This is a genomic window from Oleomonas cavernae (assembly GCF_003590945.1).
GTDB lineage: Bacteria > Pseudomonadota > Alphaproteobacteria > Zavarziniales > Zavarziniaceae > Zavarzinia > Zavarzinia cavernae.
The window spans coordinates 192,015-214,298 of sequence record NZ_QYUK01000008.1; the positions used below are offsets into that span (position 1 = coordinate 192,015).

Here is a 22,284-nt window from a genome sequence, read left to right on the forward strand (position 1 = left end):
CCGCTCAGCCTTCCTGCGCCGCCAGGCCCAGGGTCAGGGCGCGGACGCGGCGGGCCACCAGCTCGGCCTTCATCCGCCACAGCAGGACGGTGACGAAGTAGAGCTGGAAGGCCAGGGCATTGATGAACAGGGGCCACAGGATCGAGCCGTCGATGGCCGAACCGCCCAGGCGCATGACCGAGGCCGGCTGGTGCAGGGTCGACCACCAGTCGACCGAGAACTTGACGATGGGCACGTTGACGGCGCCGACAATGGCCAGGATCGCCGCCGCCTTGGCCGCCCGCTCCGGCTCCTCGATCGCCGACCACAAGGCAATATAGCCGACGTAGAGGAAGAACAGCACCAGCATCGAGGTCAGCCTGGCATCCCACACCCACCAGGTTCCCCACATCGGCTGGCCCCACAGCGAGCCGGTGACCAGGGCGACCAGGCAGAAGCCGGCGCCCAGGGGCGCGGCGCTCTTGGCCGCGATGTCGGCCAGCGGGTGCTTCCACACCAGGGCGACGAAGCTGGCGATCGCCATGAAGCTGTAGCCGAACATGGCAAGCCAGGCGGCGGGCACATGGACGAACATGATCCGCACCGTATCGCCCTGCTGGTAGTCCGGCGGGGCAAAGCCCAGCCCCCACACCAGCCCCACCGCGAAGGCGAGCAGGGTCAGCCCGCCGGTCCAGGGCAGGACGGCGTCGGCAAGGCGCAGGAAGCGGGTCGGGTTGGCCAGGCGCGTCAGCATGATGGGATTGGTTTATCTCTCCGCGCGCCCCGCAACAACATGATCTGGATCATCTTAAAGTACAGCGAGGCGCAGTGCCGCAGCGGCCCCGACGGTCCCGACCGGCAGGCTGACCAGCAAAAGTGCCCCCAGCAAGGCAAGGCTGGGGCCGGTTTCGAGGCCAAGGCTGGCGAGCCCCACGGCGCCGGCGCCGAAGATGAGCACCGGCACATAGAGCGGCAGAACCAGAATCGCGATCAGGATGCCGGCCCGGCGCACCCCGACGGTCAAGGCCGCCCCCACCGCCCCGATCAGCGACAGGGTCGGCGTCCCCAGGGCCAGGGTCGCCACCAGAATGACGATCCCCGCCCCGTCCAGGCCCAGCAGCAGGCCCAGCAGCGGGCTGACCAGCACCAGCGGCAGGCCGGTGGAGAGCCAGTGCGCCAGGCACTTGGCCAGGATCACCAGGCTGACCGGCCCGCCCCCAGCAGCAGCAGGTCGAGGCTGCCGTCCTCCAGGTCGGCCTGGAACAGCCGGTCGAGCGACAGGAGGGTGGCGAGCAGGGCGCCGATCCAGATCACGGCCGGGGCGACCTGCGCCAGCTCCTCCCGCTCCGGCCCCGCCGCGAGCGGGAACAGCGTGGCGGCGATGACGAAGAATCCGACGACCAGCCCCACGCTGCCGCCCTGGGCAAAGGCCAGGCGCAGGTCGCGGTGCAGGATGGCGAGGAAGGCGCTCATGCGGGCAGACCACGCGGGCTGACCCATGGATTCCGGCCTTCGCCGGAATGACGCCATAAACACAAATCGTCATCCCGGACTTGATCCGGGATCCATTGGGGCTTGCAGCAATATCCTGCGTCCTTCGACAGGCTCAGGATGAGGAAAACCTTTGTGGCAAAAAGATTCCCCTCATGGTGAGCCTGTCGAACCACGCCATCCGCCCACCTCAGGACCCATGCGGTAAGACCATGCCGGTGGAGAGATGGATTCCAGCTTTCGCTGGAATGACGAACTAACACTCTGTCGTCATCCCGGACTTGATCCGGGATCCATCGGGCCGTCGCGGGGTGCCGGGGCCTGCGGCGCCCAATCGTCACGACGCCTTCTCCAGGACCAGGGTCCGGGCGTCTTCCAGGGCCAGGCCGTCGTGGGTGGCGACCACCACCATGCCGCCGCCCGCGCGGTGGTCGGCGATCAGGCCGGCGAGCATCTCGACGGCGGCGGCGTCGAGGCTGACGGTGGGCTCGTCCAGCAGCCAGAGCGGCCGCGGGCCGAGCGCCAGCCGGGCCAACCCTAAGCGCCGCTTCTGGCCGGCCGACAGGATGCCCGCCGGCAGGTCGGCCAGGGTCGAGAGGCCCAGGCGGTCGAGCGCACCGTCGACCGCGCCGCCGCCCTCGAAGCGCGCCCAGAAGGCCAGGTTCTCCCGGGCGGTCAGCGCCGGTTTCAGGGCGTCGCCGTGGCCGGCATAGCGCAGGCGGCGGCCGTGGTCCTCGTCGATGGCGGCGCCGTTCCAGGTGATGCGGCCGGCGCTGGCCGACAGCAGCCCGGCCAGCAGGCGCAGCAAGGTGGACTTGCCGGCACCGTTGGGCCCGCGCAGCACCAGCGCCTCGCCCGCGGCAACGCCTAAATCGAGGCCGGCGAAGACCGGCCGTTCGCCGCGGATGATGCCCAGGCCCTGCGCTTCCAGCATGTCAGTCGGCGGCGGCGCCGTGGCGCCCGGCGCCTTCCAGGAACCGGGTGGCGCCGATCACCGCCTCGACGTCGAGGGCGCCGGTGCCGATGTAGAATTCATTTTGCAGGGCCGAGTCGAGCGAGAGGTTCCACTGCTCATAGGCCGAGCGGCGATCCGAGCGCAGGCAGGTCTGCGGGAACTTGGCGATTTCGGCCGCCATCGCTTCGGCCGCAGCGCGCCCCTCGCCCTTGGCCACGACCCGGTTGACCAGGCCCATCGACAAGGCCTCCGCCGCCCCCACGGCCCGGCCGGTCAGGATCAGGTCCAGCGCGCGGCCCTGGCCGATGATGCGCGGCAGGCGCACGGTGCCGCCGTCGATCAGCGGCACGCCCCAGCGCCGGCAGAACACGCCCATGACCGCGTCCTCCTCGGCCACGCGCAGGTCGGCCCACAGGGCCAGTTCCAGGCCGCCGGCCACGGCATGGCCGCTGATCGCGGCAATCACCGGCTTGGACAGGTCCAGCCGGGTCGGCCCCATCGGCCCGTCGCCGTCGGGCTCGGTGCGGTTGGCATTGTCGCCGCGCGCGACCGCCTTGAGATCGGCGCCGGCGCAGAAGGTGCCGTGGTCGCCCCACAGCACGGCGACACGCGCCTCGTCATCGGCATCGAAGGCACGGAAGGCATCGGCCAGCGCCTCGGCGGTGGGACGGTCGACGGCATTTTTCGCCTGGGGCCTGGACAGGATGACGGTGGTCACCGGACCTGACGTCTCGACATGCACGGCCATGCCACGGCCCTCCCTTGAACCAATTGCGGCCGCATCATAGGCGAGGCGACGCGACGGGCCAGAAAAATCGAGGGGAACGGCCCTGTTGACCTTCGTCGGGTCTTCACGAGTGCTGCGCGCCTCACTATGCTCGCAAGCGATCGACGCGACCGATCGCACCCGCGATCGCGTCTCATGTTTTCGCTCGCCTTTTCATGGAGTTGCTCCGTGCCCTCGCTCGACAGCCTGAAGACCCGCAAAAAGCTCACCGTGGGCAAATCGTCCTACGATTATTTCAGCATCAAGGCGGCCGAGAAGAAGCTCGGCGACCTCTCCCGCCTGCCGGTCTCCCTCAAGGTCCTGCTCGAGAATCTGCTGCGCAACGAGAACGGCACCACGGTGACCGTGGACGACGTGAAGGCGATCGCTCAGTGGCTGGTCGACAAACGGTCGGACCGCGAGATCGCCTTCCGCCCGGCCCGCGTCCTGATGCAGGACTTCACCGGCGTGCCGGCCGTGGTCGACCTGGCCGCGATGCGCGACGCCATGACCGCGATGGGCGGCGACGCCACCAAGATCAACCCGCTCTCGCCCGTCGACCTGGTCATCGACCATTCGGTGATCGTCGACGAGTTCGGCAGCAAGGCCGCCTTCAAGGATAACGTGAAGCTCGAATACGAGCGTAATGCCGAGCGTTATGCCTTCCTGCGCTGGGGCCAGCAGGCGTTCGACAATTTCCGCGTGGTGCCGCCGGGCACCGGCATCTGCCATCAGGTGAACCTCGAATATCTGGCGCAGACCGTGTGGACGGGCAAGGAAGGCCGCACCACGCTCGCCTATCCCGACACGCTGGTGGGTACCGACAGCCACACCACCATGGTCAACGGCCTCGCCGTGCTGGGCTGGGGCGTGGGCGGCATCGAGGCGGAAGCCGCCATGCTGGGCCAGCCGATCTCGATGCTGATCCCCGAAGTGGTGGGCTTCAAGCTGACCGGCAAGCTCAAGGAAGGCAACACCGCGACCGACTTGGTGCTGACCGTCACCCAGATGCTGCGCAAGCACGGCGTGGTCGGCAAGTTCGTCGAATTCTATGGCCCGGGCCTCGACCAGCTCTCGCTCGCCGACCGCGCCACCATCGCCAACATGGCGCCGGAATACGGTGCCACCTGCGGCTTCTTCCCCATCGATGCCGAGACCATCAACTACCTGAAATCGACCGGCCGCAAGCCCGGCCGCGTCGCCCTGGTCGAGGCCTATGCCAAGGCCAACGGCCTGTGGCGGACGGCGCGCACGCCCGACCCCGTGTTCTCCTCGACCCTGGAACTCGACATCTCGTCGGTCGAGCCGTCGCTGGCCGGCCCGCGCCGCCCGCAGGACCGGGTGCCGCTGTCCCAGGTCGCCGCGAACTTCGCCGAGGAACTGGTGAAGCCCAAGCCGGGCTTCGACAAGGCCGGCAAGGAAAGCCAGCCGACCCCGGTGGCCGGCCAGAAGTTCACCATGGACCATGGCCATGTGACCATCGCCGCCATCACCTCATGCACCAACACCTCGAACCCCAGCGTGATGCTGGGCGCCGGCCTCCTGGCACGCAACGCCGTCGCCGCCGGCCTGAAGGTGAAGCCCTGGGTGAAGACCTCGCTGGCGCCGGGCTCGAAGGTCGTGACCGACTATCTGGCCAAGGCCGGCGTCAACAAGGACCTGGACAAGCTGGGCTTCAACTTGGTCGGCTACGGCTGCACCACCTGCATCGGCAATTCGGGCCCGCTGCCCGAGGCGATCGCCGATGCCGTGACCAAGGCCGACCTGGTCGCCGGCGCCGTGATCTCGGGCAACCGCAACTTCGAGGGCCGCGTCAACCCGCTGGTCAAGGCCAACTACCTCGCCTCGCCCATGCTCGTCGTCGCCTATGCCATCGCCGGCAGCTTGAAGATCGACCTGACCAAGGATCCGATCGGTTACGGCAAGGGCAACAAGCCGGTGTACCTCAAGGATATCTGGCCCAGCAACGCCGAGATCACCGAGACGGTGCGCAAGTGTGTGACCCCGGCCCAGTTCCGCGCCCAGTACGCCGATGTCTTCGGCGGCGACGCCAACTGGAAGAAGGTCAAGACCACCGCCTCCCAGACCTATGCCTGGGACAAGAAGTCGACCTATATCCAGAACCCGCCCTATTTCGAGAAGATGCCGGCCGCGCCCAAGGCGATCTCGGAAGTTACCGGTGCCCGCATCCTGGCGATCTTCGCCGACTCGATCACGACCGACCACATCTCGCCGGCCGGCAACATCAAGAAGGACAGCCCGGCCGGCAAGTTCCTGGTCAAGAACAAGGTCGCCCAGGCCGACTTCAACCAGTATGGTGCCCGCCGCGGCAACCACGAAGTCATGATGCGCGGCACCTTCGCCAATATCCGCATCAAGAACGAGCTGGTGCCGGGGACCGAGGGCGGCGTCACCACCTACTACGGCAAGCCCGGCGAGAAGGTGGAACCCGTCGTGGAGCCGATCTACGATGCCTCGATGAAGTACCAGAAGGCGGGCGTGCCGCTGGTCGTCGTAGCCGGCAAGGAATACGGCACCGGCTCGTCGCGCGACTGGGCGGCCAAGGGCACCAACCTGCTGGGCGTGAAGGCCGTGATCGCCGAGAGCTTCGAGCGCATCCACCGCTCGAACCTGGTCGGCATGGGCGTACTGCCCCTGGTCTTCAAGGACGGCGCCGACCGCAAGTCGATCGGCTTCGACGGCACCGACACAATCGACCTTGTGGGCTTTGCCGAGAAGCTGACCCCGGGCATGGACGTGACCTGCCGCATCACCAAGGCCGACGGCACGGTGAAGGAGATCGCCCTGCTGCTGCGCATCGATACGGTCGACGAGGTCGAATACTTCAAGAACGGCGGCATCCTGCACTACGTGCTGCGCGGCCTGCTGAAAGCCGCCTGAGCGGCTGGTTCCCAGGCGCCGGCGCGGGCAACCGCGCCGGCGCTTTTCTTTCTGGCGTGCGAATTTCCTTGACGCGAGACGGCAGTTTGAGCGATTCCGACTGCAGAACCAACCCGCCCCCTGGGAGCGACAGCATGCCGGCCCTTTGGTCGCAGACAAAAATGGAACCGAACGGCCGCCGGCCGTTGCCGGTCGCCTTTTGCCTGTCGCCCTACGCCGGCCATGCCGGCATGGGGGCAGGCCGCCTGGGCCGTGGAGGGTACGATCGCGGGTAGGCGACCCACGATCCTCGAATTTTCGAGAACCCCTCCAGGACCCGAACTGGAGGGGTTTTTCTTTGCCCGACGCAGAAATTCCTCCAGCGCGAGCGATAACGACCAAGAACCGCAATGAACATGGGATACTGAATTGTAGACAGGAGTTCCCGATGAGACCGATGGCGGCCTACCCGGCCCTTGTCCTGAATGCCGACTACCAGCCCCTGGGGCTTTACCCGCTGCACACCATGCCGTGGAACGACGCCGTGCGCGGCATGTTCAAGGGCAGCGTCGACGTGATCGAGGTCTACAACCGCAAGGTCCACAGCCAGCACCTGGCCTTGAACCTGCCTTCGGTGGTGGTGCAGAAGACCTATGTCCGGCTGGATACGCCGGCCCCCTGTCGCGCGCCGGCATCTGGATCCGGGACGAGGGTCGTTGCGCCTATTGCCGCAAGCGCATGCCCCAGCGGGACGTGACCTTCGACCACGTCCTGCCCAAGTGCGACGGCTATGGCGGCGGCTGGCTGAACACGGCCCTGGCCTGCTTCCCGTGCAACCAGCGCAAAGGCGCCAGGCGGGCGGAGCAGGCCGGCATGACCCTGCATGTCCGCCTGTGGCATCCCACGGTCGCCGAGTTGAACCGGATCGCCCGGCGCTTTCCGCCCCGCGGCGTGCCGGCCACTTGGCGCGCCTACGTGCCGTTCTGGCCGGAGGTTCCGGGCATTCCGGAGCTGTCGGACGAGCGGGTACTGGCCGTGACGAACCCGGCCTTCCCTTCCGGCATGACCGACCAGGACTATTGGAACGTCACGCTGGAGCGGTAATAACCCTGGACGGTAACCATCCGGTTATCGTTCAGGCGGCCGGGCCCAGGCCCTTCTCTTCCAGGCGCTCGCTCATGATCGCCTTCATTTGCGCGATCGATTCGTCCAGGCGCTGGGCGGCGGCGGTCACCTTCTCGCGGCTGGCGGGCCGCAGGCGGCCTTCGGCGGCGGCGGCCAGCAATTCCTCGACGTCGAAGAACTGGTCGATGTCCCAGTCGGCGCACAGGGAATCGATTTTCGAGATCGACTTCTTGCCCGAGGGCAGCTTCAAGGGCGGCGCCAGGGAACAGACGGGCACATCGAACGACGGCGCGGCGAAGATCACCGCATGGAGGCGGCCGACGCTGATCACCAGGCCGCTCTGCGCCATGATCTGCTTCATGCGGCGCGGGTTCCACCAGTGCTCCCAGGTCGGGGCCAGCTTGTCGAGGCCCAGTTCCTTGGCGTTGCGCACGTCTTCCGGGCAGAACGGCAGCAGGACCGGCTCCCAGCCCTGTTCCTTGAGGCCCAAAACCAGCCGCTCGATCTTCTGGACATAGGTGTAGGGAATGATCTCGAGCGCGAATTCACGCAGCACGATGATCGCCCGCTTGGGGTTGGGCGTCTCGTCGGGCGAGGTATCGGCGATCAGGCGCAGGGCCCAGTCGCCGCCCAGGAACACCGGCAGATCGATCTCGCCGGCCACCCGCAGGCTACGCTCGGTGCGCACCATCAGGTGATCGAAGGCACCCAGGTAGGTGCGCAGGAAATCGACATCCAGGCGGCGGGCGATGCGCGCCAGCATCGGCTTGGTCAATTCCTCGGGGTCGGTGGTGGGCGGCGCCAGTTCGGGCAGGTCGACGCCGGCGATGAAGGTCGGGATGCGGCGCATGCGGGCGGAAACCACCAGGTTACCGGCATAGCCGATGGCGAGGCCGCCGCCGCCGATCATGAAACCGGCAATGGTGCGCTTGGCCGAGAAGGCGTGCAGGTCGGTCTGATGGATCACCCGGCACTTGGTATAGGGATACCAGTCCCAGAAGCCGCGGAAGGCGCCATGCTCGTCGACCGCGACATAGATGTCGTAGTCCTCGCAGAAGGCCTCGTAGATGGCATGGAACAGGGCCTCGTCGCCGCTGTTGCCGCGGCCGTAGAAGCCCGCGACCATCAGCACCGGCCGCTGTTCGACCAGCCCCAGGCGCCGCGCCTCGCGCTTGACCGCGCGCTTGGCCTGTTTCTTTTCCTCGCTCTCGCGCCACCACTGCTTGTCCTCGACCTCGTGTTCGGGCAGCAGCAGATAGACGTGCTGGTTGTTCTTGTAGAGCGTTCGGCGCGACACGGAAAAGCCCGCCGCCTCGGCCATCGCGCGGAATTCGCTGGAGGAGTAGTCGTTGACCCAGCCGCTGGCCCGGCGGTTGGCGTTGGGCGCCAGTTCGAGGCTCTTATAGGTGCATAGCACGGCGACGCCCCGCCGGGCGATGGTGGCCAGCACTTCCTGCGCATCGGTCAGGTATTCCAGCACGCCCAGGAACGAAACCAGTTCCACCTCGTCGATCCAGTCGTCGGGCAGCGGCGCCGCATTGAGGTCGATGACGCGGGTGCGGGCATCGCGCGGGACGATATCGACCGGGATGTAGAGCCTGGCCTTGGACGAGTGCTCGAACTGCATGGCGCCGCAGCCGACATCCATCACGGTCAGGCCCTGCGGCACGAAACGCGCGGCGAAATCGGCCCGTTCCGCCCATTTGGCCGAGAGATGCTCGTCGGTCGACCAGCGCGAATAGTCCGTTACAGGCGACTTCGACATGACAACATTCCGATTTCAGCAGACAGGCCCGGTTCGCCCACCCCGGCCGGACAGCCGGGGTGGGCGGAGCGATCAATTGTCCAGGAAGCGGGTGATGCCGGCGACGCGGAAGATCACGTCGGCCAGATCCTGGATGAACTGGAAGCCCTTGAAGGCCATCTCGGGCAGCACGACGATCTGGTCGCCGGCCTGGACCGTCGGGTCCGGGATCAGCAGGATGGCGCCATTGGGCTTCTGCACCAGGAACCGGCCGCGTTCGGCCCGGTCGGTATAGCTGCCCGCCTGGGCGACATATTCCTCGGCCGTGACCCCCGGCTTCCAGACCAGGGTCTGCGGCGCCAGCACTTCGCCGGCGATCAGCACGGTGGAGGAGACCTTGGGGATGACGACGATATCCTCGTTCTCGAGCGGGATGTCGGCGACCCGGCCCTGGTCGTCTGAAACCACCAGGGTTCCGTCGGGCTTGGCGCCGCGCACGCGGTCGATGAACGACAGCACCATCTGCGCCTCGGCCGAGCGCAGGGCCGCCTCGCCGCTGGTCTCGACCACGGCCGTCAGCACGCTGCGCTGCAAGCGGTCGAGGGCGGAATCGAGGGCCTTTTTCTGTTGCTCGGCCACGGTCGTCCGGCGCAGATGCACCGCGCCGAAATTGGCGACCCGGGGATCGATCGGGATGTGCTCGAGCAGTTGGCGCAGGGTGGTCGATTTCGAGACCACATAGGTCGACTGGCCCTCGTAGGAACCTTCGAGGTGGACCGCGATCACCGGCGACATCGAATCCTGCTGGAACTCCACGATGTCCTGGTCGGACAGGGCGAAGCTCTTGAATTCCTGCAGGGTCAGGTACTTGGTGGACGGAATGCCGTTGCGCGTGCCGGTCACGAAGACATTGTTCACGCTGGGCAGCGGCCGCGCCAGGGTGACCAGTTCGGCCCCCGACATCTGCTTGCCGGCAAACTCGAACACGGCTTCGTTGCGGACCTCGCCGCCGGCCTTCACCACCGGATGCTGGCCGCCGACCACGATGGTGTCGCCTTCGCCCAGCGTCAGGGGCGGCAGGTCGCCGTCGAGCAGGAAGTCATAGAGGTCGGCCTTGGCGACGGTGCCGCCGTCACGCTTGATGGTGACGTCGCGGTAGGAGCCGGCGCCCTCGAGAATGCCGCCGGCGCGCACCAGATAGTCGAGCACCGAGTCGGCGGGCGAGCCCATGTGGCGGCCTGGCTGGGCGACGAAGCCGGTGACGAAGACACCGACCGCGCGGGCGTCGATGATGGTGCTGTAGACCTGCACCGTATCGGACGGGTAGGACTTACGGACCTGTTCCTGGATGGCGCTGGTCAATTGCCCCGCGGGCACGCCCTTGACCGAGACCGGGCCGACCTGCGGGATGAAGATGTTGCCCTGGGGATCGACGGTCTGCACCAGGTCCTGCTGCACGGCGCCGAACAGGTGGACCTGGACCTGGTCGCCCGGCTGCACCTTGTATTGCGGGTTGCCGCCGCCGACCGGGGCCGCGGCCTGGCGGTTGATGAACAGGCCGGCGCCGAAGGGACGGTCGGCCAGGCTGGGCGCGGTGGTGGAAACCGCCGCGGTCGAGGGCGCCGCGGTGGGATCGGGCGCCGCGGGGCCGCCGGTAATCAGGGACTGGGCGGCTGCCGGGCCTGCACCGACGGCGACGGCCAGCGCCAGCCCGGCAAGGAAACGGCGAACCGGGGCGCTCATCACGGCCATCATGACGGGCTCCGCTGCTGGAAGGGTATGCTTTGCTGGGAATCGGCCTGCGGCGCCGTGGGATCGGCGACGGGCGAGAAGCGGGGGTCCGCCTCCCCGGGCCGAGCGCCAGCGGGACCACGATCGTCCAGGCGCCATCCTGCAGGCAGGCGACACGCTGAACCGCCAGACCGGTGCCGCCCGCCGGGGTGAGCACCACCGTCGAGCAGCTATGGCCGGCGGCCGAAACATAGGACCGGCCCACGCGCGGCTGCCAGGTCCGGCCGGACTGGTCGACCAGCGGCGCGGTCCCGAAGGCCCCCGCGGGCACCGCCGCCGGCGTCGTCACCTCGCCCGGGCTGCGCCAGGGCGCGTCGCCGGGGATCAGGATCGGCGGATCGCAGGCGACGAGCAAAAGGGCCGCACCAGCCATGATCACGGCCGGCACCGCCTTGCGACTAAAGCGCGTCCTCATGCGTGGCAGCCTCCCCCACTCGACTGCGCGGACAATACTGCGTCCGCAGCAAATGCTGCAAGGCACTCGAGGTTTTGGGTCACAGCTCTATCTCCTTGAGCCAATCCGGCAGCGGCGCTGTCGGCAACGGGGCCGACCAGTGACGCGGCAGCGGGAAGGCGTCGATCAAAGGGGCCGGGTCAAAAACCACGGGCTGGGCATGGGCATCGACGGCCGCGATGGCATCGGCCCAATCGGTAGGTTCGGCCTGGCGTTGGACATAGCACCACACCTGCCGCCGCCCCGTGCCCAGGTAATAATCGGCAAAGCGATGGTCCACGCCATGTCCCGCTTGCGCCAGGTCGCAACGTCGAGGCCCCCGGCCCCTGGCCCCGATATAGAGCGCCGGGATGCCGAAAGCCTCGGCGATGATCAGGCCGTGAAGGCTTTTCGTCAGGATGCGTCTGCACGACAGAATCTCGGCGATGCGCTCGAACAGCGCCGTCACCCGTGGTGCGGTCCAGGTGTGGATCAGGCGGACCGTGGCGCCTGCGTCGCTCGGGATATGGTAGCGCCGATGTTCGGCCTTGGGCCGGGCATCGGGGCCTTGGCGGTCGAGTTCCGACAGGTGGGGGATGACCCCGAGTTCGTATTGCGACCTGGGCGTCAGGGCGAACAGATGCGGCAGCAGCAGCACCGGGTCGCCGTAAACCGCAGGCGCGTCGAGCCCGGCTTCCATCAGCACGGCGCGGGTCAGCGGCCCCCGGGTGGCGTGGACACGAAAGCCCGGCGCCGGCGCGCGGCGCAGATCGCCGCCCTCGTTCTTGGGCCAGAGGTTGCGGTCGAGGCCGGTGCCCCAAAGATGCACCAGGCCCCCGCGCAGGGCATGGCCGATGGTACCGACCGCCGCCAGCCGCTCGACGGGTTCGTCGAAATCGGCATGGGCGACGGCGACGCCGGTCAGGGCCGCGACAATCACCGGGCTCAGCGCATCGCCCAGATTGGCGAAAGGCACCTGCGCGGTAGCCGCCGCCCAGGCGACCCGCACCGCCGCATCGGCGGCCGGCGCCACCGTCTCGCGGCGGAACAGACGGCCAAGGCGCATCATCGGAACCGCGGCGGCCTGGTGGGGTCAGACCATGTGGTCACGAACACCCGCCCATACCAGCCGCCCGATGACCAGGGCGACCAGTGCGCTGAGGAAGGTGAAGAACACCGTCTGGGCGCGGTAAGGCAGGCGCGCCTCCTTGGGCTGCATGGGCGAAACCACGTCGACCACGTAGAGCTTTTGACGGCGCGCCTCGACCAGGGCCGAATCGAGGCCGGTCTGGGCATTGGCATAGGACTGCTTGGCCAGTTCGGCCTGCAGCGTCAGGATGCTGTATTCCTCGATCTGCGCCGCCCAGGAATCGGCGCCGCCGGTCAGCCGCGACTCCTCGATCTTGATCTGCTCGCGCAGGCCGGCCAGCTTGTTGCGCAATTCGGCCAGGCGCGGCACCTCGCCGTGGGAAATGTCGGTTATGGCGCGCATTTCCGCCTCGATCGCCGCCGCCTGGCCTTTCAACGTCGAAATGATCGAGTTGACCGAGGCCGAGGTCGCGGAAGGGTCGAGCGAGCCGTGCTCGTTGCGGAACCGGGTCAGCGCCACTTCGGCATCGCGCATCCGCTGCTCGGCGTCTTTCAGCTCGTTACGGGCGAGCGCCGTCAGGTCGGTCTCGGAGCGGGTGTTGAACTGGTTGATCAGGTCCTCGCCCTGCTTGGCCAGGCCCGTCGCCATCTTGTAGGCCAGGTCGGCATCGAAGGCCCGGGTCTCGAGGTTGATCATGCCGCTGACTTCGTCGAAGTAGATGCTGACCATGTCGTTGTAATAGCCGTAGAACGCCTCCCCGTCGGCGTTGGCGTCGAGCCGGGAATAGGAATCCACCGACTCGTCCGTGAAGGCCTTGCGCAGGTCGAGGGCGCCTTGAAGTTTGTCCATGGCATTGCGCGATTCGATGTAGCGCACCACCGAGAACGACTCGTCCATCGCGCGGCCCATGACCGAGCCGCCCTTGAGGAAGCTGAGCGCGCCCTTGCCGCCACCGCCCATGCCGCCGGCGTCATAGGAGGTGCGGACCTGGAACAGCGTGTCGACCTGGTAGACATCGGAGGCATAGCCGTAGATGTAGACCGCCGAGATCAGCGTCGGCACAACCAGCACCAGCAGGCTGAAGATCGCCGAGCGGATCTTGCCGCGGCGGATCGCCTCCCGGCTCTCCGCCATCGGCAGATGGGTTATCGCAACCTGGCGTGGGCGGGCCTCGCCCGGCTCGTCGCCGTCGCCGAAATCGTCGCCGAAACCGTCGTCGGGCTCGACCTCGCGGTCGGGCCTAGGCGGTCTCGGCGCTCGCCGAATACGCTCGGAAGGTGCGGATGGCTTCATCGATTGTGTCATATGGCGTCAACACACCTTGGTGAAGGACGTAGGCCACGTCACAGAAATGATGCACGAAATTCGTGCGGCTGGTTGCAAGAACGAGCGATGCCCTGGACCTGAGATCTTGCAGAGCGGCCTCGGCCTTGCGGCGGAATTCGTGGTCATGGGTAACAAGCCAGCCATCGATCGGGTAGCAATCGAAGTTCAAGGCCACCGCGGTCGCGAACATTACCTTGGCCATAGTGCTCGAAGGCAGCGCCCCCAGCAATACATCCATGTTTCTGCCCAGGTGAACGAAGTCGTCGACGCTGCGGATGACCTGGGGCGGCGAGCGGCCGTAGAGCTGGGCGGTGAAGCGGATATTGTCGCGCACGGTCATGCCGCGGATCAGCCCGGTGCGCGCCCAGACCGGCCAGCTCACGCTCATGTTGTGATGGGCGACCCGGCCCACCATCGGCGTTTCCAGATTGGCGAGCAGGCGGATGAAGGTCGACTTGCCCGAACCCTTGGTGCCCAGAATGGCGACGCTTTCGCCGCCGCGGATCGTCAGGCTGACGTCGTGAAGGGCCGTCCTGATATGGCCGCGTTCATAGTACTGGACCGTCACGCCCTCGAAGGCGGCGACCTTGGCCGGCGGGGTGAAGGGCGCGTTCATGACAGCGCCGCCCGGCTGCGGGCGGCCCGCTCGGCAATCACGGCAAACAGGACAAGGCCGACCAGCCAGCGCATGACATAGCCGAAGCTGGCCAGCTCCGCCTGGTACTTGCCGAAATATTCCTGGCGCATCAGGTCGTTGAGGTGGAGCAGCGGATTCCACAGGGCGTAGTCGTGCAGGAAATGGGGAATTTCCGGGATGACGAAGAACACGCCGCTGGTGATCATCAGGATGCGCAGGACAACCTGGAGGATCGGGCGCAGGATGCGGATCCGCGTGAACAAGGCATTCAGGATGATGCCGGCAAAAGTGCCGTAGAGGCCCGCGACCACCAGCAGCATGGCGACATAGGCCGGACGGAAGATCGGCTCCGACACACCTACCAGGCGAAAGACGCCGAAGGTGGCGAAGGACAGGATGATGTAGAGGACGACATTCACGATGCCGCGCCCGATCGCAATGTCGAGCATGGTGACCTGGGGGAAGAAGGCATAACGATCGGCCGACATCGAGGTCGACGAGACAAACAACAGGGTGCGCCGGAACATCCAGAACAACAGCACGCCGGTCGCGATGAAGGGGATGATCTCCATGCCGCGGTGGATGCCGCCGCCGCTGAAATAGCGGATGCCCGAGAAAATAGCGATGGCGATCGAGAGGCGGCCGAACTCGGTCCACAGGCCGATGAAGTTCAGCCCCAGACGTGCCTTGGCCTCGCGAAAAATCACCGCGCTCAGCACCCGCAACTGGTTCTGGATGGCGTTCAGCGCGTCATTCATCTGCAGGCAAATGCCACCATCGCAATGTCGACCCCCGCGGCCGCTCTGGCGGCACCCCCGTCACGGCGGCACCAACCGTTTGTCTTTATTCGGCTAATTGCTTCTTTCGGCAAGGAGTATCCGGCCGATCGCGGCCGAAATATGGCAGTGCAGCATAACCTCGGCGCGCGACGCCCCTCAGCGAAACAGGCGCAGAACCAATCGCAACAGGCCCGCGAGCAACCGCCCCGGCCCGCCGCCGCCAGCCCCGGGCCGCGGAATACCTGCCCCCGGCGCGCCCCGCCCACCGGCCGCGCGGCGCAAGGCCGCCTGGGCCTGCCGGCGCTGCTGGCGGGTCGCCGCGGCCTCTCGCCGCAGTTGGGCGCGATTGCTCACCGGGCCGGCCGCGCCCGAGCGGCGCGCGCCGCCTCGGCCTCGAGCCGGCGCTGTTCGGCCGCCTTGCGCCGTTCCTCGGCCGCCGCCTCGCGGGCGGCCAGGGCCTCGTCTCGTTTGGCCGTCAGTTCCTGCTGACGCAGCGCCGTCGCCTCGTCGCGCTCCTTCGCCCGGGCGGCGATCACGTCGTCGCGCGCTTTCAGGCGGGCGACCGACTCGATGCAGGGCACCTTGCCGTCGCCGCGCCATTCGTCGGCCTCTTCCTTGATCCGGGCCATGACCAGCGGGCGATCGGCGCCGTTGAGGGCCAGGTCGCGGTAGCGCACCTCGGCCAGGAATTCGGCGATCTGGGCATCGCCCAAGCCGCTGTCGCAGAAATAGCGCTCGAACATCTTCATGTTCAGCAGGATCGTGTGCAGGAACGGGTGGCGCAGGTCGGGGGTGAACGGCTCGTGGAAGCAGCCGGTCACCACCTCATAGGCCGGGAAATAGTAAAGCTCGGGATCGGCCGCCTGGTGGGCCTGGAAGAATTCGTCGACCGCGCTGCGCAGGATCGCCTTGGAGACCGCGCTGGCAACGATGGTCGCCGCCCCGCGGAAGGTCGCCATCAGGGGAATCGGCGAGACGGTGAAGACAATCTTGGCCGCCGGCCGGTGGGCGCGGATCAGGCGGTAGATGGCATGGAGGTTCTCCAGGCTTTCGGCCTGGCTGATCATGCGGAACTTGTGGCGGCCGGGGTCGTATTTGTCGGCCGGGACGGCGCGCCAGAAGACCTCGCCCGTGGGCTCGTCGTACCAGACTTCCGAGAGCCCCAGGGTGATGATGAAGACATCGCCCATGTCGAACAGTTCGCGGGTGCGCAGGCGAATGCCCTCGTCATAGCCGAACTCGGTCGCCTTGTAGTCGTGCCACAGCTCGACCTGGGGCACCTTGCCCTCCCAGGCCCATTCGAACTGCTGGCGGATGGCGAAGGTGTTGACGATGCCGTCACCCATGCGCGAGACATAGGCGATCGCATCCCGCCTGGTCGCCACATTGTAACCGATCGTGTTCAGGTAGCGGCTGATGTTGTTGGCAAAGCAACTGCCGAAGGCGATCAGGGTGCGGTCGGCGTTGACGAAGGGCGCCGCCGGCATCAGCCCCTTCAGGACCGCATGCTCCAGCGTGGTGTCGGCCGCCATGGCCGCCTCGTCGGGCCAGGCAAGCGGGTGGGGCGCTGTAGCCAAGGGCACCGGCGGATTGGCGCGCAGGGCCTCGCCCGCCGCAAAATCGGCCTGCCTCGCTTCGACATGGGCGGCGGCCAGGGCATCGTCGTCGACGCCTAAGGCAAATGCGCGGGCAAAGGCCGTGCCCAGCAGGGCCAGCGCATGCGGGGCCAGGCTGCGCCGATCGGCCAGGAACGGGTAGTTCAGGCCGGTCTGCACCAGTTCGAAAGCCGGGAAATAATGCAGCCGGTCGTCGCCCGGCCGGGCCTGGCGGTAGAAGTCGTCGACGGCGCTGCGCACAGTCGACTTGCTCGCGATCGAGGCGACCAGGGGCCCGAAGGACGACAGGTTCTGCGCCAGTGGCAGGGGCGACACGGCCAGGACGATCTGCGCCTGCGGCCGGGCCTGACGCAACAAGCGATAGCATGCCGCCAGATCGGCGACAGTCTCGGCATGGGTGGCGGTGAGGCAATCGACCACACCCGGCCCGGCCCCGCCGGCCAGGTACGGCGCCAGGTGGAGGTGTTGCACCGGCTGTTGCGAGACGTGGTACTGGGATTGGCCGGGACACAGCACGATGGTCTCGGCACACCCGACCACCGCCCGCAGGGCCGCCAGGTCCTGATCATCGAGGCCCAACACCGGATCGGCCGCCTGGTCCAGCGCGGCCGCCAGCACCCGGCGCAGGCCGTGAACATGCGCGATGCCGCCATCGAGCGCGCCCGGCAGCCCCGTGCTGGTCAGGCCATGGGCCTGCGCCGCGCGCAGCAGGTCGGACACGATGTCGCAGCCCAGGACGAGGACCTGCTCGCCAGGGCGGGCGCTGGAAACCGCCGGCACCCAGCCGCTAAGGAAGTAGCGCCCGATCCCTTCCGGTTTGCGCAACTCGTCGCGGGTGGGGTAGAAAATGGTGCTTTCGCCGCGAAAGAATGTGTTGCCGACACTGATCTTGCGGCCGTCGACCACGACCTCGGTGCCCGTGTCGCCGACGACCTCGCCATCCTCATCGGTGACGATTAGAGCTTCGTCCGCCGGTATTTCATGCTGCTCGATCATGCTACCCCCAACAACCCGACCTCAACCGCCCAATCAGGGCCGATTACCGCACCAACTGACAGCCGTTTGTAACAGTTCATCGCTAATTTGAAAGCGCTCCGCGGCACCGCGATTAGGCGGGACCTTGTGTCAATTTCGAGACAAGTGAAACCATCTTCATGGTGCCGCCCACAGGATTACACATGACTGCGATGCCGTCTATTATCGAGGATAAATATTTAGCAGAATTTATTGAAGACGGTCCGCTAGAACGTATCAGGATTCCCAATATTGATACGAACTCAACGCGGCTGGCGGAGTATTTTATTCCGCCCGAGTCCGATATTCTTGACCTTGGCTGCGGCCAGGGAAATATGCGTGAACATCACAATTGCCGCTCCTATGTCGGGCTCGACATTGCACCGCCGACCGACGAGATAAGTTATTTCGATCTAAACGCGGGAATACCGCCCGACCACCTCATTCGCGCTGCCAACCTTGTGATAATGACACAGGTTGTCGAGTATCTGGATGATCCAGCCCCCCTCTTCTCGCGCGTTGCCGCCATCGGTCGCCCCTTGTCTGCACCCATTGGACAAACGCCTACACCCGGTTTCCATATCAGTCGTTGCCGGCATGGCGCCGCGAGTACAGCCCGGCAGAATTCGAAGCCATGGCCAAGGCGGCAGGCTTCGACATTGGCTTTCGCCTGATCTTCGCCGGCGGCCAGTTGCTCACCTACATGCTGCTTCCGTCCGACGCGCGGTCGATCAACCCCTGGTGGTTCAGCAACGAGGCCCGTCGGTTCGTCAAGCAGCGGCGCAAGCGGGGCGACCGGCAGATCGAGAAATACATCGCGCAGATTTCGCCCGACGGCTGGCACCCGTCACGCAACTGGGATCAGCGCTCGGAACTCGCCGCTACGCTTATTCCGAAAGGCTTGGCAATCATGGACGTGGGTTGCGGCGGTATGTATTTCGAGAAGCACGCCCGACCGCGCCATTATCTGCCCGTCGATATGGCCCCGCGCGACCATCGCACCCAAGTGCACGACCTCGATGCCGCACCCTTGCCCGCCGAATGGATCGATGCGGTGGATCTGGTGTGCTTTCTCGGCGTGCTCGAATATGTGCAGGATCCTGCGGCACATTTGCGGCGGATCGCGGCGCGCGCACGTCCGATCCTCTGCTCCTACAACGTGGCCGAAAGGCGACGCCACGACAGCCTCCGCTATGCAAAGTGGACAAACACCCTGGACACCGATGCTTTCGAGTCGGTCTTGGCGGAAAGCGGTTTTGTCATCGCGCGACGCCTGCCTTTCGGCAACCGACAGTTGGTGTATTTGGCCTTTCCAGAGCCTGTCGCCAATCCACCCCCCTGGTGGCGCGATCTGCCTCATCCTCCGCTGGTCGCCGAGAATGGCGCCGAGACCCTCCGGGTCGATGGCGACCGGGCGCCCGGCACGAATGCCTGACCTCATGCACCCAGCCATTTCCGGCGGCGCATAGTCGCGTCGACACGCGGCCCAAAACCCCGGATAATCAACGAGCTAGCGGCGCTGCACCGATCGGGTCCGGAGGACTGCGGGCATGGCTGTTCCATCGATCGTCGGCCGCATGGCAAGCTTGTGGTCAAAACCAGCGAGGCCTCTCGTGAAGCATGAAAAATCCGTCGTCCTCCTGGGCTTCTTTGCGCGCGGCAATGCCGGGGACGAAGCATTCCTGCATGTTCAGTACGAACTGCTGAAGGACCAGTACAACATCATCGTGCCGATCGAGCACAAGAACGCTCACCCGGATTTCCACAAGTGGTATCCCTATACCGAGTGCGAGATCATCAACTACGATGAGATCCCGCGGCTCTACGGCCAGGACGTGGCCGGGATCCACATCGGCGGCGGCTCGCTCGCCTTCGGCTTTTCCGGCCAGTTCCTGCTGACCGCCATGGATGCCCGCAAGAAGACGCTGATCAGCGGCATCGATGCCTCGCTGAAGCCGCGCCTGCCGGCCGACCACATCCGCTTTGCGATCTACGACCGGCTGGATTTCCTGTCGGTGCGCACGGTCAAGTCGATCGACAATCTGCGCAAGAACAACATCCCGGTGCATCACGGCGCCGACTGGGCCCTGGGGCTGGGCGTGATCGAGCCGCCCAAGGACAAGCGCGGCGGCGCCCTGATCACCATCCGCGCCTTCGGCGAGCCGCCGGGCGACGAGCACCGGCGCGACATGCTCGCCCTGCACAAGTACCTGGAGCGCCAGGGCCACAAGGTGCGCTACCTGCCCTTCGCGCCCGAGGACCGCAAGTTCCTGGACCACTTCCCGCACATTCGCCCGTCGATCATCGAGAACGTCTGGCACGACCCGCGCCAGGTGAAGGGCCTGATCAAGGAAGCCGATTTCGTGGTCAGCGTCGGGCGCCTGCACACGCTGATCCTGTCGATGACCGCCCACACGCCGACCTTCGCCATCGACCCCAAGATCATGGCGGACGGCCGCCACATCCTCAATCGCAAGAACGTCTTCTTCACCGAGGAAGTGGGCCTGCCCTTCTATTATTCGGTGAACGAGGCGATCGAGGCTTACGGCGACGATTTCAACACCAAGGTCACGGTCAAAGATTTCGCGCCCGACTATTACGAGCGGCTGAAGTCCCAGATGGGTTACGTCCGCCAGATCCTGGGCACCCCGGCCGAGGAACTGCCCGCGCGGGGCACCGAAGGCCACTGGGCGGGCGCCACCGCCGGCGGCCGCACGCTGGCGGTCTCGCAGGCCCAGACCGAGGCCGACGAAGCCGCACGGGAAGAAAAACGCCGCCTCAAGCGCGAGGAAAAGCGCCGCGAGAAACTGGCGGCCAAAGGCAAAGTGTAATCGGTCAGATCTTCAATGGCAGGCCGATGGTGCGTCCTTCGAGACGGGCGCTGCGCGCCCTCCTCAGGATGAGGAGAATCTTTATGGCAGAAAGACTCTCCTTATCCTAAGGAGCCATGCGAAGCGTGGCGTCTCGAAGGACGCAGCCTGCCGGTCCAACGGCCGATCACGCCCCCGCGATGATCGCCTTCATCTCGATGATCGACTTGTCCAGGCGGGCCATGGCGGTGGCCAGCTTGCGCTTGGTCACGCCCTTGATGCCCGCGGCGGTCGCCTCCAGCAGGGCGTCGACATCGGGGAACTGACTGATACCCCAGTCGGCGCACACGGCATCGATCTTGCTGATCGACTGGCGCCCCGAGGGCAAGGGCAAGGGCGGCAGCAGCGAGGCGGTCGGCACCCCGAGGGTCGCCGCGAAGATCAGCGGATGCAGGCGCCCGACCGCGATCACCAGGCCGCTGGAGCCGATCAGCTGCTTGACACGGCGTGGGTTCCACCAGTGCTCGAGCGTCGGGGCCAGGCGGGCCAGATCCAACTGCTCGGTGTTGCGGGCATCCTCGGGGCAGAAGGGCAGGAAGGCCGGCTCCCAGCCCTGGGCGCGCAACCCCAGGATCAGTTCCTCGATCGCCAGGACATAGGAAAACGGCACCAGGGGCAGCGGGAACTCGCGCAACACCACCAGGGCCCGGCGCCTCGACGCGGTCACATCGGGCGCCGCGTCCATCGCCAGTTTCAAGGCCCAGTCCGAGCCGAAGGCCGCCGGCACCTGAAGCTGGCGGCAGACGTCCTGGCCGTGACGCGTGCGCACCATCACCTGGGCGAAGCCGGCAAGATAGTCGCGCATCACGGCGTGATCGACGACATCCGGGCCCTGCACCACCTCGCGGTCGGGCGGGTCGCAGGCCGGCATGTCCAGGTTGGGCAGGTCGACCCCCGACAGGAAAGTGGGAATGCCCCGCGCCCGCGCCTCCATCACCAGATTGGCGGCAAAGCCCACGGCCAGGCCGCCGCCGCCGATCATCATGGCGGCGATGGGCCGGCCGGATTCGAAAATATCCTGGCTGCACTGATGGACGATCTCGCAGCGATTGTAGGGGTACCAGCCCTCGTAACCATCGAGGGCGCCAAACTTGTTGACCGCGACGATGATGTCGCAGCTCGGCGCGAAGGTCTCGTAGATCGACTGGAACAGCGCCTCGTCGCCGCAATTGCCGCGCCCGTAGAAGCCGGCGACCAGGAGCGCCGGGCGCATGGCGGCGGCTGCCGGCTCCACGGTATCGCCACTCGCCAGCCGGGGCGGCGAGGGCCGCGGCGTGGCGGGAGCGAGTTGCATCAGGGTCGGCCCGGTCGCCGCCACCACCGTCGCGGTGACGATCAGGCCCTGTGCCTGGGCCAGGGTGGCCAGGGCGCGCTCGCCCTTCCTGGCCACCGCGCAGATCAGCGCGCAACCGGCCGCGGCGATTCGCGCCAGCACCGCCTCGGCATTGGCGATCCGCCCCCACGGAACCAGCAGCGTTACCAGATCGACCCGCGCGAGGAGCGCGTCGCTCAGGGCCTCGAGGGCGATGGCATGGTTTGCGGCCGGGCCGGCCAACAGCGGCTGCTCGATGACGGCGACGCGCGTGCTGTCGAGCGCCGCGAGGGCCAGGTGCGAGCCGTCGGTCAGGTCGAGAACCAGCGCACCGTCGGGAACGAGCGTCGCAAGCAGGTCGCGGGCGACATCACCAGGCTGTTTGTGAACGGCACGCTGGGCGAGGGTCGCGGTCTTGACAGAGCGGTGTTTGGACATCCCCACCTTGAACATCGGAGCAGTGGCCGCCGCTGTCG

The 22,284-nt window shown here is 66.7% G+C and carries 19 protein-coding genes; 6 read left to right on the forward strand and 13 right to left on the reverse strand.

All coding sequences use genetic code 11. The features are described from left to right. Window positions 1-4: 4 nt before the first annotated feature. From D3874_RS01185 to D3874_RS01200, 5 genes are all read right to left on the reverse strand, one after another. Window positions 5-733, reverse strand: a complete 729-nt coding sequence (locus tag D3874_RS01185) for a heme ABC transporter permease (RefSeq protein ID WP_408899950.1) — start codon at window positions 731-733, stop codon at window positions 5-7. Window positions 734-787: 54 nt separating this feature from the next. After that, window positions 788-1,177 carry a heme exporter protein CcmB gene (locus tag D3874_RS31460; protein ID WP_338016676.1) on the reverse strand — a complete coding sequence of 130 codons (390 nt, stop codon included), beginning with the start codon at window positions 1,175-1,177 and terminating at the stop codon, window positions 788-790. After that, on the reverse strand, window positions 1,174-1,479 hold the full coding sequence (locus tag D3874_RS31465) for a heme exporter protein CcmB (protein ID WP_338016677.1): 306 nt from the start codon (window positions 1,477-1,479) through the stop codon (window positions 1,174-1,176). Before D3874_RS31465 ends, D3874_RS31460 begins: the two co-directional genes overlap by 4 nt. A 328-nt stretch (window positions 1,480-1,807) precedes the next feature. Further along, complete coding sequence (ccmA, locus tag D3874_RS01195; protein WP_119775583.1) at window positions 1,808-2,404, reverse strand: heme ABC exporter ATP-binding protein CcmA; 597 nt, start codon at window positions 2,402-2,404, stop codon at window positions 1,808-1,810. Window position 2,405: 1 nt separating this feature from the next. Beyond that, window positions 2,406-3,173 (reverse strand): crotonase/enoyl-CoA hydratase family protein, encoded by a 768-nt coding sequence (locus tag D3874_RS01200; RefSeq protein WP_119775585.1) that lies wholly within the window; start codon window positions 3,171-3,173, stop codon window positions 2,406-2,408. Window positions 3,174-3,380: 207 nt separating this feature from the next. Here D3874_RS01200 and acnA point away from each other — a divergent pair, with 207 nt between their 5' ends. The 3 genes from acnA (at window position 3,381) to D3874_RS01215 (ending at window position 7,175) form a co-directional block, all read left to right on the forward strand. Beyond that, window positions 3,381-6,092 (forward strand): aconitate hydratase AcnA, encoded by a 2,712-nt coding sequence (gene acnA, locus D3874_RS01205; protein ID WP_456306387.1) that lies wholly within the window; start codon window positions 3,381-3,383, stop codon window positions 6,090-6,092. A 427-nt stretch (window positions 6,093-6,519) separates the two neighbouring features. Then, on the forward strand, window positions 6,520-6,828 hold the full coding sequence (locus D3874_RS01210; protein ID WP_147385474.1) for a hypothetical protein: 309 nt from the start codon (window positions 6,520-6,522) through the stop codon (window positions 6,826-6,828). Continuing rightward, entirely contained in the window at window positions 6,810-7,175 is a 366-nt protein-coding gene (locus D3874_RS01215; RefSeq protein ID WP_119775593.1) for an HNH endonuclease, read from the forward strand. The genes D3874_RS01210 and D3874_RS01215 overlap by 19 nt, the downstream gene beginning before the upstream one ends. 31 nt (window positions 7,176-7,206) lie before the next feature. Here D3874_RS01215 and D3874_RS01220 read toward each other — a convergent pair whose 3' ends face one another. The 7 genes from D3874_RS01220 to D3874_RS01250 form a co-directional block, all read right to left on the reverse strand. Next, the gene (locus D3874_RS01220) at window positions 7,207-8,961 is read right to left on the reverse strand and encodes a polysaccharide pyruvyl transferase family protein (protein ID WP_119775595.1); all 1,755 of its coding nucleotides are present in this window, start codon (window positions 8,959-8,961) and stop codon (window positions 7,207-7,209) included. A gap of 72 nt (window positions 8,962-9,033) precedes the next feature. After that, window positions 9,034-10,695: a polysaccharide biosynthesis/export family protein gene (locus D3874_RS01225; RefSeq protein ID WP_158595761.1), complete on the reverse strand. Its 1,662-nt coding sequence runs from the start codon at window positions 10,693-10,695 to the stop codon at window positions 9,034-9,036. Between the two features lie 530 nt (window positions 10,696-11,225). After that, window positions 11,226-12,233, reverse strand: coding sequence for a polysaccharide pyruvyl transferase family protein (locus tag D3874_RS01230; protein WP_119775600.1), 1,008 nt, complete (start codon window positions 12,231-12,233; stop codon window positions 11,226-11,228). A 24-nt stretch (window positions 12,234-12,257) separates the two neighbouring features. After that, window positions 12,258-13,547, reverse strand: a complete 1,290-nt coding sequence (locus D3874_RS01235) for a hypothetical protein (RefSeq protein WP_147385475.1) — start codon at window positions 13,545-13,547, stop codon at window positions 12,258-12,260. Continuing rightward, the gene (locus D3874_RS01240; RefSeq protein ID WP_119775605.1) at window positions 13,495-14,196 is read right to left on the reverse strand and encodes an ATP-binding cassette domain-containing protein; all 702 of its coding nucleotides are present in this window, start codon (window positions 14,194-14,196) and stop codon (window positions 13,495-13,497) included. Before D3874_RS01240 ends, D3874_RS01235 begins: the two co-directional genes overlap by 53 nt. Further along, window positions 14,193-14,975: an ABC transporter permease gene (locus tag D3874_RS01245; protein WP_119775607.1), complete on the reverse strand. Its 783-nt coding sequence runs from the start codon at window positions 14,973-14,975 to the stop codon at window positions 14,193-14,195. The genes D3874_RS01240 and D3874_RS01245 overlap by 4 nt, the downstream gene beginning before the upstream one ends. 371 nt (window positions 14,976-15,346) lie before the next feature. Then, complete coding sequence (locus D3874_RS01250) at window positions 15,347-17,608, reverse strand: GSCFA domain-containing protein (protein ID WP_119775609.1); 2,262 nt, start codon at window positions 17,606-17,608, stop codon at window positions 15,347-15,349. A gap of 182 nt (window positions 17,609-17,790) precedes the next feature. Between D3874_RS01250 and D3874_RS27775 the strand changes: the two genes are divergently transcribed. The 3 genes from D3874_RS27775 (at window position 17,791) to D3874_RS01260 (ending at window position 20,457) form a co-directional block, all read left to right on the forward strand. Beyond that, window positions 17,791-18,300: a methyltransferase domain-containing protein gene (locus D3874_RS27775; RefSeq protein ID WP_147385476.1), complete on the forward strand. Its 510-nt coding sequence runs from the start codon at window positions 17,791-17,793 to the stop codon at window positions 18,298-18,300. Beyond that, window positions 18,261-19,061 (forward strand): class I SAM-dependent methyltransferase, encoded by an 801-nt coding sequence (locus tag D3874_RS01255; protein ID WP_119775611.1) that lies wholly within the window; start codon window positions 18,261-18,263, stop codon window positions 19,059-19,061. Before D3874_RS27775 ends, D3874_RS01255 begins: the two co-directional genes overlap by 40 nt. 178 nt (window positions 19,062-19,239) lie before the next feature. Next, a complete protein-coding gene (locus D3874_RS01260) occupies window positions 19,240-20,457 on the forward strand; it encodes a polysaccharide pyruvyl transferase family protein (RefSeq protein WP_158595762.1) in 1,218 nt (405 codons plus the stop codon). A gap of 166 nt (window positions 20,458-20,623) precedes the next feature. Here the strand turns inward: D3874_RS01260 and D3874_RS01265 are convergent, their stop codons facing one another. Continuing rightward, on the reverse strand, window positions 20,624-22,246 hold the full coding sequence (locus D3874_RS01265; protein ID WP_147385477.1) for a polysaccharide pyruvyl transferase family protein: 1,623 nt from the start codon (window positions 22,244-22,246) through the stop codon (window positions 20,624-20,626). Window positions 22,247-22,284 lie beyond the last annotated feature (38 nt).

What these genes read in the sequence shown, in the direction of transcription:
- D3874_RS01185 (WP_408899950.1), bottom strand. Translation starts at nt 733, where the DNA reads ATGCTGACGCGCCTGGCCAACCCGACCCGCTTCCTGCGCCTTGCCGAC.
- D3874_RS31465 (WP_338016677.1), bottom strand. Translation starts at nt 1,479, where the DNA reads ATGGGTCAGCCCGCGTGGTCTGCCCGCATGAGCGCCTTCCTCGCCATC.
- ccmA (WP_119775583.1), bottom strand. Translation starts at nt 2,404, where the DNA reads ATGCTGGAAGCGCAGGGCCTGGGCATCATCCGCGGCGAACGGCCGGTC.
- D3874_RS01200 (WP_119775585.1), bottom strand. Translation starts at nt 3,173, where the DNA reads ATGGCCGTGCATGTCGAGACGTCAGGTCCGGTGACCACCGTCATCCTG.
- D3874_RS01210 (WP_147385474.1), top strand. Translation starts at nt 6,520, where the DNA reads ATGAGACCGATGGCGGCCTACCCGGCCCTTGTCCTGAATGCCGACTAC.
- D3874_RS01215 (WP_119775593.1), top strand. Translation starts at nt 6,810, where the DNA reads ATGCCCCAGCGGGACGTGACCTTCGACCACGTCCTGCCCAAGTGCGAC.
- D3874_RS01220 (WP_119775595.1), bottom strand. Translation starts at nt 8,961, where the DNA reads ATGTCGAAGTCGCCTGTAACGGACTATTCGCGCTGGTCGACCGACGAG.
- D3874_RS01225 (WP_158595761.1), bottom strand. Translation starts at nt 10,695, where the DNA reads ATGATGGCCGTGATGAGCGCCCCGGTTCGCCGTTTCCTTGCCGGGCTG.
- D3874_RS01230 (WP_119775600.1), bottom strand. Translation starts at nt 12,233, where the DNA reads ATGATGCGCCTTGGCCGTCTGTTCCGCCGCGAGACGGTGGCGCCGGCC.
- D3874_RS01235 (WP_147385475.1), bottom strand. Translation starts at nt 13,547, where the DNA reads ATGAAGCCATCCGCACCTTCCGAGCGTATTCGGCGAGCGCCGAGACCG.
- D3874_RS01240 (WP_119775605.1), bottom strand. Translation starts at nt 14,196, where the DNA reads ATGAACGCGCCCTTCACCCCGCCGGCCAAGGTCGCCGCCTTCGAGGGC.
- D3874_RS01245 (WP_119775607.1), bottom strand. Translation starts at nt 14,975, where the DNA reads ATGAATGACGCGCTGAACGCCATCCAGAACCAGTTGCGGGTGCTGAGC.
- D3874_RS01250 (WP_119775609.1), bottom strand. Translation starts at nt 17,608, where the DNA reads ATGATCGAGCAGCATGAAATACCGGCGGACGAAGCTCTAATCGTCACC.
- D3874_RS27775 (WP_147385476.1), top strand. Translation starts at nt 17,791, where the DNA reads ATGACTGCGATGCCGTCTATTATCGAGGATAAATATTTAGCAGAATTT.
- D3874_RS01255 (WP_119775611.1), top strand. Translation starts at nt 18,261, where the DNA reads ATGGCCAAGGCGGCAGGCTTCGACATTGGCTTTCGCCTGATCTTCGCC.
- D3874_RS01265 (WP_147385477.1), bottom strand. Translation starts at nt 22,246, where the DNA reads ATGTCCAAACACCGCTCTGTCAAGACCGCGACCCTCGCCCAGCGTGCC.